This window comes from Nonomuraea sp. 3-1Str, assembly GCF_031570565.1.
Classification (GTDB): Bacteria; Actinomycetota; Actinomycetes; order Streptosporangiales; family Streptosporangiaceae; genus Nonomuraea.
This window is the reverse complement of record NZ_JALHBK010000005.1, coordinates 334,356-344,438: the sequence shown is the minus strand read 5'-3', so window position 1 is coordinate 344,438 and position 10,083 is coordinate 334,356. Positions and strand designations below refer to the sequence as shown.

General features: G+C 69.1%; 13 protein-coding genes. 7 read left to right on the top strand and 6 right to left on the bottom strand.

The window, feature by feature from the left end:
* Window positions 1-1,054, top strand: a 1,054-nt coding sequence (locus MTP10_RS12175; protein WP_310709213.1) for a substrate-binding domain-containing protein, incomplete at its 5' end; no start/stop codon positions are given.
* 61 nt (window positions 1,055-1,115) lie between these two features.
* On the opposite strand, the gene MTP10_RS12170 is transcribed toward MTP10_RS12175, so the two are convergent.
* Window positions 1,116-2,009: a hypothetical protein gene (locus MTP10_RS12170; protein ID WP_310709212.1), complete on the bottom strand. Its 894-nt coding sequence runs from the start codon at window positions 2,007-2,009 to the stop codon at window positions 1,116-1,118.
* A gap of 232 nt (window positions 2,010-2,241) precedes the next feature.
* Here MTP10_RS12170 and MTP10_RS12165 point away from each other — a divergent pair, with 232 nt between their 5' ends.
* Window positions 2,242-2,583: an STAS domain-containing protein gene (locus MTP10_RS12165; protein ID WP_310709211.1), complete on the top strand. Its 342-nt coding sequence runs from the start codon at window positions 2,242-2,244 to the stop codon at window positions 2,581-2,583.
* 106 nt (window positions 2,584-2,689) lie between these two features.
* On the top strand, window positions 2,690-3,811 hold the full coding sequence (locus MTP10_RS12160; RefSeq protein ID WP_310709210.1) for a glutamate--cysteine ligase: 1,122 nt from the start codon (window positions 2,690-2,692) through the stop codon (window positions 3,809-3,811).
* A 126-nt stretch (window positions 3,812-3,937) separates the two neighbouring features.
* Here MTP10_RS12160 and MTP10_RS12155 read toward each other — a convergent pair whose 3' ends face one another.
* From MTP10_RS12155 to MTP10_RS12150, 3 genes are read right to left on the bottom strand one after another with little or no spacing between them, the layout of a single operon-like run.
* Window positions 3,938-4,318: a zinc ribbon domain-containing protein gene (locus tag MTP10_RS12155; protein ID WP_310709209.1), complete on the bottom strand. Its 381-nt coding sequence runs from the start codon at window positions 4,316-4,318 to the stop codon at window positions 3,938-3,940.
* Window positions 4,315-4,506 carry a recombinase family protein gene (locus MTP10_RS41940; protein ID WP_397334449.1) on the bottom strand — a complete coding sequence of 64 codons (192 nt, stop codon included), beginning with the start codon at window positions 4,504-4,506 and terminating at the stop codon, window positions 4,315-4,317. Before MTP10_RS41940 ends, MTP10_RS12155 begins: the two co-directional genes overlap by 4 nt.
* Window positions 4,475-4,759, bottom strand: coding sequence for a hypothetical protein (locus MTP10_RS12150; RefSeq protein WP_310709208.1), 285 nt, complete (start codon window positions 4,757-4,759; stop codon window positions 4,475-4,477). Before MTP10_RS12150 ends, MTP10_RS41940 begins: the two co-directional genes overlap by 32 nt.
* A gap of 352 nt (window positions 4,760-5,111) precedes the next feature.
* On the opposite strand from MTP10_RS12150, the gene MTP10_RS12145 reads away from it, so the two are divergent.
* Complete coding sequence (locus MTP10_RS12145; RefSeq protein WP_310709206.1) at window positions 5,112-5,936, top strand: helix-turn-helix transcriptional regulator; 825 nt, start codon at window positions 5,112-5,114, stop codon at window positions 5,934-5,936.
* A gap of 66 nt (window positions 5,937-6,002) precedes the next feature.
* Here MTP10_RS12145 and MTP10_RS12140 read toward each other — a convergent pair whose 3' ends face one another.
* On the bottom strand, window positions 6,003-7,226 hold the full coding sequence (locus tag MTP10_RS12140) for an MFS transporter (RefSeq protein WP_310709205.1): 1,224 nt from the start codon (window positions 7,224-7,226) through the stop codon (window positions 6,003-6,005).
* Window positions 7,227-7,337: 111 nt separating this feature from the next.
* Complete coding sequence (locus MTP10_RS12135) at window positions 7,338-8,264, bottom strand: YncE family protein (RefSeq protein ID WP_310709203.1); 927 nt, start codon at window positions 8,262-8,264, stop codon at window positions 7,338-7,340.
* 379 nt (window positions 8,265-8,643) lie between these two features.
* Here MTP10_RS12135 and MTP10_RS12130 point away from each other — a divergent pair, with 379 nt between their 5' ends.
* The 3 genes from MTP10_RS12130 (at window position 8,644) to MTP10_RS12120 (ending at window position 9,959) form a co-directional block, all read left to right on the top strand.
* Window positions 8,644-8,850, top strand: a complete 207-nt coding sequence (locus MTP10_RS12130) for a hypothetical protein (protein ID WP_310709202.1) — start codon at window positions 8,644-8,646, stop codon at window positions 8,848-8,850.
* A 68-nt stretch (window positions 8,851-8,918) separates the two neighbouring features.
* Window positions 8,919-9,098: a hypothetical protein gene (locus MTP10_RS12125; protein WP_310709201.1), complete on the top strand. Its 180-nt coding sequence runs from the start codon at window positions 8,919-8,921 to the stop codon at window positions 9,096-9,098.
* 735 nt (window positions 9,099-9,833) lie between these two features.
* The gene (locus MTP10_RS12120) at window positions 9,834-9,959 is read left to right on the top strand and encodes a hypothetical protein (RefSeq protein ID WP_310709199.1); all 126 of its coding nucleotides are present in this window, start codon (window positions 9,834-9,836) and stop codon (window positions 9,957-9,959) included.
* The last annotated feature ends 124 nt before the right edge of the window (window positions 9,960-10,083 follow it).

Below are 10,083 nucleotides of genomic sequence, written 5' to 3'. Positions count from 1 at the left end.
CGGCGACGCCCCGGACCCCGGCCGGCCGGCGCGGCCGTGCCCCGCTGTGCTCGCCACGGCCCGGGAGGCCGTCGCCCGCGCCGAGCGCACCGCCCCCTGGGACGGGCCCACGACCGGGCCCCGGGCCGTCCCCGGCAGGAGCATCGTGTACGTGGCCGCCACCATGACCAACCCCGGCGTCGCCGGGACGGCCTCCGCCGTCACCGGGGCGGCCCGCTCGATCGGCTGGAAGGCGCGGGTGATCGACGGCCAGGGCACGCCGGCCGGCGTCCGTGCCGCCTTCGGCCAGGCGATCGCGTTGCGCCCGTCCGGGATCGTGATCGGCGGCTTCGACCCGGGCTCGGTCGCCCAGCAGGTGCGCCAGGCCGATCAGGCGGGCATCACGCTGGTCGGCTGGCACGCGACCCGCTCCCCGGGGCCCAGCGCGAACCCGAGGCTGTTCGCCAACGTCACCACCCGGGTGGAGGACGTCGCCCGGCTCAGCGCGTACTGGATCATCGCGAGGTCGGGCGGCGGCGCGGGGGTCGTGGTGTTCAGCGACTCCTCGATCCCGTTCGCGCAGTACAAGGCGCGGCTGATCGAGAGGACGCTGTTCGGCTGCCCGGGCGTCACGCTGCTCGCCCGCGAGAACATCCCGCTGCCCGACGCGGGCACCCGCACGGCGCAGGAGGCGTCGTCGCTGCTCTCGCGCCTCGGTGACCGGTGGACGTACTCGGCCGCCGTCAACGACCTGTACTTCGCCGACGCCGCACCGGCGCTGCGCGCCGCGGGCCGGCCGGGCGGCGGCGCCCCGTACGCCATCGGCGCGGGCGACGGCGACCCGTCGGCGTTCGAGCGGATCCGCGCCCGCCAGTACCAGGCGGCGACCGTCCCCGAGCCGCTGGGCGCGCAGGGCCACCAGATCGTCGACGAGCTGAACCGGGCGTTCGCCGGCGTACCGCCGAGCGGCTACGTCCCGCCCGTCCACCTGACGACGGCGACCAACGTGGGCACCGCCACGTCCTGGGACCCGCCCGGCTACCAGGCCGCCTACGAGAGGATCTGGCGGCCCTAGTGGTCCGGCACCGGGTGCCCCGGCGACGGCGATGCGGCAGGCGCGTGCGAGGGACAGCGGTTCACCCCCACACGAGGTCCAATGTCGACCCCGCGATGAACAGGACCAGGGCCGCCCATTTCACCGGATCGCCGGTGGCTTGCCGCCCGAGGAGGAACAGGCCCCAGGAACTCAGGACTCGTACGGCGGCCACGGTCACGCGCACATGGGTGTTGATTCTGACCCGCCGATGTTGCAGGCCCATCGCGAAGGCGCTTCCGGCGACGAAAACGGCCCACCCCACGACTGCCGGGATGACCTGTCGCAGGGCGAGGAAGAAAGCGGCGACCCCTGCCGCACCGACCGTAACCATCAAGGGAATGATGCAGCCGGACAGACCCCCATCGGTGCCGTACCTCCTGTGTTGCGCGGCCAGGAAAGAATGCGCCTGGTCCGACAAGCCGAGCCGGCGAGCGATTTCCTGCACGGCTTCCGTCTCGATGAATATCGCCTGATCAGGGCATATGCGGTCGTCGTGCTGCTCGCTGCACGGGCATTCCGCTCCGATTCGGGTGCTCGCCCGTTCGATGAATTCCTTGACATCGGCGGCGGACAGCAGCGGCGGCACCGCCGCGGGTGCAGAAACGGAGAACCGATACCCCTTGACATGAGGAATGACAGATCCGTTGATCGGAATGGTGCCCGGGACGATGGGAGCCTCGATCGGTGCGCCCAGGATCGTCTCGGCCAGCTGTTTCGGCAGGTGGTCGTACTTCGCGAACTCCCGGATCTCACGAAGTAATGCGCGTTGTCGCGTTGCCCGCTTGTGGGCCCTCCGTAACCGCTCGCGACCTACGAGATCGAGTGCGACCGCCAGTCCGGCGAGAAACTGGAGCAGCTTTCCCGACTTGGCCAACCACCACGCCGCCGGATGCTCCCCCGATGCTTGTGACAGTCCATACAGAAGGGTGGACACGCCATCGACCTTACCCAGCCGCGCCTCTTGACCTGCCCCCTGCGGGCGTCTCCGGGAGCGGCTTCCGCGGGCTCGGTTCCACCGTCCGCCACGGGGGTTCGTGGGGACCGTCGGCCAACGGAGGCGCGAATTTTACGGATCCGAGGGTGACAGCTGGGAGACGAATGTGGTGGCCTGCGGTGCAACGCGGCTTTTGTCGAGTCCGCGCCGGCCGATCCATCTGGAGGATGCGATGGAGTCGCTGAACGTCACCGTGGAAACCGAGACCAGGCGCACCGTCGCGCACCTGCGGGGTGAGATCGACCTCGCCACCGCCGAGCTTCTGAAGAAGAGCCTGAACACCATGATCGAGCACCAGTCCGTGTCCGCGCTGGAGGTCGACCTCAGCCAGGTGTCGTTCATCGACTGCTCCGGGCTGCGCGTGCTGATGGCGCTCAAACGATCGTTGCAGAGCAGGGGTGGCACCCTCAGCCTCGCTCATCTGTCCCCGTCGGCCGAGCGGCTGCTCGCCGCCGCCGGGCTGGACGACCATCTCTCGGCGCGCGAGCGCCGCGGCCCGCTCACGCCGGCCTGACGCCCCGGCGCGGAAGGGGGCGCGCACCAGGGCGAGGTGCGAAAGCCGCGTTTTCGGGGAGATGACCGGCGCAATGACACGCCGACCAACCCCAGGAGTGGCCCCCATGACGAGTTCCGCACGTGAGATCGCCGTCGGAGTCGAGGAGGAGTTCCACATCGTCGACTCCGGCACCCGGCACCTGGTCTCCCGGTCCGGTGCCCTGCTGGAGCGGTTGCCGGAAGACCGGTTCACGCGGGAGCTCCAGCGGTCGGCCGTGGAGGCCAACAGCAAGCCCGTCACGAGTCTCCAGGACCTGGCGCGGGACCTGATCGAGCTGCGTTCGACGCTGACGGGCGTCGCCGACGAGCTGGGCCTGGGCATCGTCGCGGCGGGCAGCGTGCCGCTGGGCGACGCGGACCGGATGAAGGTCTCCCCCGATCCCCGTTACGAGCAGATGCTCGACGACTACCAGCTCCTCACCCGGGAGCAGCTCATCTGCGGCACGCAGGTGCACGCCGAGGTGGCCGACCGCGACCTCGCCGTGCTGGTGTCGCACCGGGTGACGCCGTGGCTGCCGCCGCTGCTCGCGCTCAGCTGCAGCTCGCCGTACTGGCTGGGGGCGGACACGGGGTACGCGAGCTACCGCACGATGGTGTGGCAGCGCTGGCCCACCGCCGGGCCGATGAGCCGGTACGGCTCCGCGGCCGAGTACGAGGGGATGGTGGAGGACCTGGTGCGCTCCGGGGTGATCAGCGACCCGGGGATGATCTACTTCGACGTCCGGCCGTCGGCGCACGTGCCGACCGTGGAGCTGCGGGTCTGCGACGCGTGCCCGCGGGTGGACGACATCGTGCTGATCGCCGGGCTGTTCCGGGCGCTGGTGGCGCGGGAGCTGGAGGCCGCCCGGCGGGACCCGGGAGGCGAGGTGCAGCTGGAGCCGGTGCGGGCGGCGACGTGGCAGGCGGCGCGCTCGGGCCTGGAGGGCGAGCTGGTGGACCCCGTCGAGGGCACGCCCCGGCCGGCCGGGGAGGTGGTGCTGCGGCTGGTGGACGACCTGCGCCCGTACCTGGAGGACGCGGGTGACTGGGAGCTGGTGTCGGGGCTGGCGCGGGAGGCGACGGCGCGCGGCAGCTCGGCCGCGCGCCAGCGCGAGGTGCTCGCCCGGCGGGGGCGGATGGAGGACGTGGTGGACTTCCTGGTCGCGGAGACGCGGGCCGGCGCGGCCGCCCTGACGGCGGACGCCTGACCACCCGCGCCCCGGTTCGCGGACGCGGTCCCCGACGTCGGTGGGAGGGCGGCGGTGGGGGTCGGGCTCGGTCCTCGGACACGTACTCAATGCACATGTGGAGGCCGGGTTGAACCCGAGCCTCCACTAGTGTTTCTGCGGGTAGTACGTCAGACGCAACCATGTGTCCACATCGGACAGGATTTCGGCCTCACGCAGGTAAACGGTCTTGAGGTGATCCACTTTGTTGGCCAGGGCGTACTCGGCGGGATACCTGCACCGGTAGTAGGCCTGGTCGTTGTTCCAGTTGCCCTGCATCCGGCGCGAACAGCAGCCGCAGAAGAGAACCCCCCGGAGGGCGTACGAGCGGCGGGTGTGATGAGGTCGATGAGGGACGTCCTGCTTGCGTCTCCGGCCGACGAGGACGCTCTGCACGGACTCGAAGTCCTCCATGGAGATCAGCGGCTCGTGAGTGATCTGTTCGGACCAGATCCAGCGGTCAGAGTCATCCCAGCGCTGCCGGGTCATGTGCCCAAGGGCGACGTCGTGGTGCCATCCCTGGTGAGCCCCTCGGCGATCGCGAAGAGACCCATGCCGCTCAAGAACTCCCGGAAGATGCGGCGGACCACCTCGCTCGTCGCCGGATCCGGCGCGAGGCCGTGAAGCCGCTTGCCGTCCGCCGCCTTACCGGGGTCGGGGTGCGGACCGAGGTCCACCAAGAGGTAGCCGTACGGCGGGCGACCCCCCCAGATAGCGGCCTTCCACCTGGGGCAGGGCCGCCATCGAGGAGCGGACGCGAATCTTGATGCGGTTCCGCTCCTCGATACTGATCCCGCCGAACATCGACATGATCAGCTCGTGGGCCTCGTTCGCCGGATCGATCGGCCCGCCGACCTCGGGCACCCAGAGCGGCACGTCGTAGTGCTCGAAGAGCGGGAAGGTGAGCCCGAACTGGTTCCCGTAGAACACGCGCTGAGGCTCGCCGACCACGACGGCGCTGTAGCCACGGCCGGGGTCGGCGAGCTGGCGAGCAGGAGGGCGGTCTGGGGGCGCCTCAGCGGAGGAATGGACCGCGACTTGTCCACGTCGAAGAACTCCGCCACGATGCGAGCGGCGAGCCAGTACCGACCCGTGCGAACACTGGTGGCAAACCCTCGTCCGCCCAGTTCCGCCGCGAGTCTCAGCAACTGTTCGAGGGCATCTACAGCGAAGATGTCCATGACGTTCACCTCCTGTGGTCGGCCTGCTCAAAGCTGCTGGCAGAAGACCTCAGGGCCTGATTTGCTCGCAACGAGCAGCAAAAACAACGAGAGGCACGCACATGGCCACGGAGGGGAAGCGGAGGCGTGGGCGCCCGCCGAAGCTACTGGACCCAGGGGCTTCCCTGCTGGCCACGCTGGGGGCCAAGCTCCGTGAACTGAGAAGGGCCCGGTCGCTGACTCTGGTCCAGTTGTCCGAACTGACCGGCTACTCGTGGCAGCATCTGGGAGCGATCGAGCGTGGGTCCGTCGCCCCGTCCGAGTCGGTGATCTCGTCATGTGATGCGGCGTTGGGAGCCGGTGGAGTTCTCAACGGACTGCTGCCGGGAGTCATTCGGGAGCAGGCCCACCTCCGTCACAACAGTGACGCGGCCCGCCGGACAGGTTCCGTCGAGCCTGCGTCTGCGGTGGAGTGGGAACGCCTCAGCGCGGTCAGCACATTTCCGTCCGCAGTGAGCAAGGGCGTGGTGCAGGACATCGAGGCCATCACCGCTCATCAGCGGCACCTCTACCACCAGCTGACCTCGGCTCAGATGCTCGCGCCGGTCGACGGCCACCTCGGCCTTCTGCTTTCCCTTCTCGACACACCCGGCACCGACTCCTTGCGTCGACGCCTGGCCTCGGCCGCCGGCGAGGCTGCCGGCTTCGCGGCCTGGATCTGGTTCGACCTCGGTGACCCGTTCAAGATGGCGTACCGCAGCACCGCGATACCGAAGGGCGGCGCCCATCTGCCGGATAGTGTCGTTGAGCGCGGAGCCGACGCCTGCCTGTTCGGCGGGAACGGTGCTCATCAGCGCGGAGAGCGGCGGGCATCGCCAGGCCGCCGAGAGCAGTGCGAATCCGCAGGCGCTCACGGTCAACCCGAAGCGCGCAGGGTGGTGGGTTAGCAGTTCGCCCTCGGCGCCGGTACGCCGAAAGCTTCCTTCTTCGGCCGTAGATGAGCCTGATATTGGTCAGCTGTCCATGGGTGCGGTCCGGTACGCGCGCCACAGTGTGATGTCGTAGCCGATGCCCAAGACGGCGCCGACAAGGAGGGGCGCCCCGAGCACGACCAGGGCTCCGGTGAGCAGGGTGGTGGCCGCGAGAGGGCTGACGGACACGGCGACGCTTCGCGCCACGCTGGTCAGGCTGGCCGCGGTTGTTCGGTGTGCCGGGGGGACGGCGGCGGCGGTGAAGGCCTGCCTCGCCGGGACGTCGATCTTGGAGAGGGCCTGGCGGAGCAGGAGCAGGGTGACCGCACTGCCGAGGGTCGGGGCGAACGGGATGGCGGCCAGCAGCAGGTTGGCGGCAAGATGGGGGAGCAGCATAGCTGCCAGCAGTCCGCGCCGGGAGGCCAGAACGGGGGCGGTGAGCTGCGCGAGGGCTGGGAGCAGGTTGGCGGCGAAGAACACCAGACCGAGTTGTGCGCTGGTAGCCCCGTAGCGCTGGGCGAACCACCAGGCAAGGATGGATTGGACGGCCAGCCCGCCGGAGAAGGCGTCAAGGGCGAACAGCGCAGCCAGGCGGCGGACCGGTCCTGGCACCCGTACGCGATGGCCGCTCTGGGGGCGGCGTAGGGACAGAGGTGCCTCGATCTCGGGCGGGAGGCGCCGGAACAGCAGCACAGTGCACACGGCGAGCAGGGCGTACAGCGCGAAGGCGGCGTCGGCGGCCGACACCCATGGCTGGAGCGAGAGCGCGGCGGCGGCCAGCCCGCCCAGGGCGCCGGCCGCCATGGCGGTGACGTTGTAGCAGGTGAAGATGGCGGTGTGCCGGCTCGGGCCGCTGGTCTGGGCGAGGATGGACTGCTCCACGCCCGAGAACGGCGTGTTGTCGTTGGTGGACGGTGAGATGGTTCCGATGAAGGCGGCGGCGAGCAGGACGGGATAGGACTCGCTGAGTGCGAAGGCGACGCCGGCGACCGCCATCAGACATCCGCAGGTGATCAGTGTTCGCCGGCGCCCCCACCTGTCAGCGAACAGGCCGAGCGTCAGGCTGGCGACCACTGAGCCCGCGGACGCGAGGGACAGCAGGAGGCCGGTCTGCCAGGGATCGTCGCCGTCCTGGGCGAGCAGGTCGGCCAGGAGGACGCTGGTGCAGCCGTACCCGAAGGTCCGCAGCGCCCGCGCCGCCACGATCAACCGCCCGCTTCGCCCTATCTCGGCCAGAAAACGGCTCGTGGCCTGCGTGTTCGGCATGTGGCATCATCGCGCGCCCGGCGCGGCGGCCACGCGAGGAACACGACTAGCGCCTGAAAGATCTTCCTGCGCGTCGAGGTTTCCGCAGGGTCCGCGAGGCTCGGCGGCCGGTCATCGGAACACGCCTGTGTGGCCGAGGGAGTAGCGTCCGGGCTGGGGGAAGAAGCACAGGCCGTGCGGTCCCCGGCCGACCTTGATCGTGTGTTGCAGCTTGCCCGTCTCGGTGGAGAAGACGTACACGACTCCGTGGTATCTGCCGGACAGCCACAGCTGCTTGCCGTCCGCCGACACCCCGCCCATGTCGGGTGAGCCGCCTCCCGGGATCCGCCACCGGTCGACCACCTTGCGGCGGGCAAAGGAGACGACGGACACGGTCCCATCGTCCCGGTTGGAGACGTAGAGGGACCGCGAGTCCCTGCTCACGTACAAGCCGTGCGCGCCCTTGCCGGTGCGAAGGAAGCCCACCCGCCGGAAGGTGGCGGCGTGGATGATCCAGATGCCGTCGGCCATCATGTCGGCGACGTAGAAGAGCCGTCCGTCGGGCGAGATTTTGACGTCCTGCGGCATGTTCCCCGCCCCGACACTGAGCACCTTCCGCACGCGGGGACGCTTCCAGTTGATGGCCACGAGTTGCCCGGAGAACTCGCAGCTGGCCAGGAAGACGGATCCGTCGGCGGTGAAGTCGCCATGGTTGACGCCCCGGCATGGCAGAGGAAGGGAGCGGATCAGGCGCATCGTGCGGGAGTTGCGGAAGTCGAGCCGGTTGAGGCGTTCGGCCATGACCAGCGCGTACGTGCCGTCCGGGGTGAAGTACAGGTTGTACGGGTCCTCCACCGGCACCGGCTTACCGAGGCGGCCCGTCACCGGGTCGATGGGGGTGAGCCGGTTGCCCTTGTTCTCGTTGACCCACAGTGTCCTGAGGTCCCAGGAGGGCACGACGTGCTGCGGCAGGCTGCCCACCCGGTAGCGGTGCACGACCCGGAACGTCCGCGGGTCGATGACGTCCACGATGTCGGACTCGCTGTTGGGGACGTACACGCGCCGTCGCCGTGGTGGCTGACCCTGCTGCAGACTTTCTCGATATTGGGTGAATTACCGAGACGGCCCGCTTGGAGAGCTACTGTCGTATGCACACCAAGCGTCACAAATCCGCGCCACAGGGGGACAGCAAAGATGACCGTCTCGAGCTTGCTCGCCGTCGTCGTATGGGGCGCGAGCGTGTCCGTGATTCTCCTCGCTGTCAGCCTGAGGCCGGCTGTCGAAGCAGCCACGGTAGCTCGCACATGGGCCCTGCCCAGGGCGAGCCGCTGGCGCGACGCCGACCACTCCGTTCATCTCGACCGGCAGCTCCTTAGACCAGGGCTCCCTAGCGACCTGCTAGGGCTTCCACCTGGTTTGGAAAGGGAGTCGGTAATTGATGGAGACGCTGCTCCGCCTGCTGGCGGAGATCGGCCCGGCGGTCGGCATGACCGCCTGGCTCGCGGCCGTGGTGGTCGGGGCCTTCGTCATGTACGTCGGGGTCGCCATGGCGGCGACCCTGTTCTCCTCGGATGAGGAGTGCGCGAAGACGCGCTACCGGGTCTTTCGTGACCTGATCCAGCTCTTCCGTGGGGGGCGCAGGTGAGCGCCCCGGTATCGCAGCCTCGGCGGGGGCGCCCGCCGGCGTGTCTTCCGCAGGTCCGCGCGCGGGTCGTGGCTCTCCGCGACCAGGGGCTGAGCCTCACGCAGATCAGTCGCGTCATGATGGCGGAAGGCTGGCCCACGCCGGGTGGCCGCCTGCAGTGGAGCAAGTCGCATGTCGACCGGCTGCTGCACACCCGGCACGTCCGTGAACTGATTGGTGAGGGATCCGCCGCGGTGCTCGCCGTCTAGGCGCAATAAGGCCATGGTCGGCAGTCGGTGACGAATGGGGGCTACGGTGCATGCTGTAGCCCCCGGTCAAGCACAGGTGTTCCCGGCTGGTGTAGTCAACCTCCCGGTGGCGATGGGACGGCACCTGATCTCGACACGCCGGGCAATTGCCCTCTGGAAATTCATCGAAGATGAAGTACAGAAGGGCAACCGAATCGTCATCGCTGAGCCTAACGGGAGGCAACGCGAAGTGGTGCTCGTCGGGAGCTAGTCATCTTCAGTTTCTGACAGTCGCCGCTTAGAGGCCAGCAAGCGATCTCGACGCGTTGTAGCGCATCTCGCCGGCCCTCTTGCAACCTTCCTCGTTTCGATCGAAGAAGACCGCATATTCGATCGGTTTCCGTGTTCGTGGGGTGAACTCATCCCCCACTCAAGCGCTTGCCCTCCGATCGCTCTCCCCGCTCTTGCTCGGAGGACGGGCGCGGGGAATCTCGCCAGTGAGGCGCCTCAGGCAAGGGGCGGCTTGACGTTCAGTAGCAGGGCAGCGCGGACGGTGAACGCGGACGACAGGGTCCGTCCGCTTGTGCCGCCCGGTAGAAGCGGGATGACTCTGTGGAGCACAAACCTCTACCGCGAGCATTAGGTGCCCCATGCCCGGCCCTCTACCGTCATGGCCAGGACAGTGTTGCTTCGCGGCGCCCGTACGCCCCTTCGCGGCCGCTTGCCGGAAGGTCCGGCGGATGGGAGAGCAACCCCGTGGAGAAGCACCGTCCTGACAATGACCGGCAGCAGCGTCTCCAGAACGCGCTGGCACTGGGCAGGTTCATCCTGTGGCTGGGCTGGCTGATCTGGACGCTGACCGGTCACGACGCCACCCGCTAGCTCATCTGAGCAGCGGGTGAACGGACCCCCTACCGGCGCAACGGTGGCCACCCCTGCTGGTAGGAGGTCCGCTGTCGTCCCAGCGTAGGCCGCGCGGCCCACCTGAGCCCACAGGGACCGCGTT

What these genes read in the sequence shown, in the direction of transcription:
- MTP10_RS12145 (WP_310709206.1), top strand. Translation starts at nt 5,112, where the DNA reads ATGGCCACGGAGGGGAAGCGGAGGCGTGGGCGCCCGCCGAAGCTACTG.
- MTP10_RS12160 (WP_310709210.1), top strand. Translation starts at nt 2,690, where the DNA reads ATGACGAGTTCCGCACGTGAGATCGCCGTCGGAGTCGAGGAGGAGTTC.
- MTP10_RS12130 (WP_310709202.1), top strand. Translation starts at nt 8,644, where the DNA reads ATGGAGACGCTGCTCCGCCTGCTGGCGGAGATCGGCCCGGCGGTCGGC.
- MTP10_RS12165 (WP_310709211.1), top strand. Translation starts at nt 2,242, where the DNA reads ATGGAGTCGCTGAACGTCACCGTGGAAACCGAGACCAGGCGCACCGTC.
- MTP10_RS12155 (WP_310709209.1), bottom strand. Translation starts at nt 4,318, where the DNA reads ATGACCCGGCAGCGCTGGGATGACTCTGACCGCTGGATCTGGTCCGAA.
- MTP10_RS12140 (WP_310709205.1), bottom strand. Translation starts at nt 7,226, where the DNA reads ATGCCGAACACGCAGGCCACGAGCCGTTTTCTGGCCGAGATAGGGCGA.